Origin of the sequence: Kocuria sp. CPCC 205258, assembly GCF_040981005.1 — a bacterium.
Taxonomy (GTDB): Bacteria; Actinomycetota; Actinomycetes; order Actinomycetales; family Micrococcaceae; genus Kocuria; species Kocuria rosea.
Window position 1 is genome coordinate 1 of the sequence record NZ_JAVKPS010000055.1, and the last position, 550, is coordinate 550.

Annotated in this window: 1 protein-coding gene; it reads right to left on the bottom strand. The window is 74.7% G+C overall.

Features of this window, described 5'->3' with window-relative positions:
- On the bottom strand, positions 1–267 hold a 267-nt coding region (locus tag RF644_RS18800), incomplete at its 3' end, for a hypothetical protein (protein ID WP_368797665.1).
- Positions 268–550: the final 283 nt, after the last annotated feature.

Here is a 550-nt window from a genome sequence, read left to right on the forward strand (position 1 = left end):
GTCGAACTGCATCTGCCCGATGGCGAGCCAGCGGTCGTGAGAAGGCCCGCCGCCGACCGCCGCCTCCGGGCTCCTCGCGGTGTCGGAGGCCATCACCGCCCGGTAGTAGGCGACGTGGCCGCCGCGGTGGCGCAGCCGCAGCCACGTGTCCCGGCCCGCCCGGCGCAGGTAGGGCAGCACGCGCTGCGGATGCCGCAGCGCGTACCGCGCCTTGTGGCCGAGGCTCGACCGGTTCGTCGACAGACGGGATGCGGGTCGTTGCGGCATGACGGCCTCCGTGCCATCGGTGGGCGTCCCCCTTCCCGGATGCTAACCACGGGCGACCCCACCGGGCGCCCGCTCACCCGTTCGGCACACACTCCGCCCGAGATGCCGGTGCTTCCGTCACCACCGGCCCACCGGACGGACCGCAGGACCCGTTCGCAGACCACCGGCGCCCGTCCGTCTGCCCCCGCCCCGCTGACCCGGCCGACGGCATGTCCGCGGGCCCCGGCGCGGCTGCGCGGCATAACGTGTGGCATCGCGTTGGCTGGGCACTCCACCGCTTTCC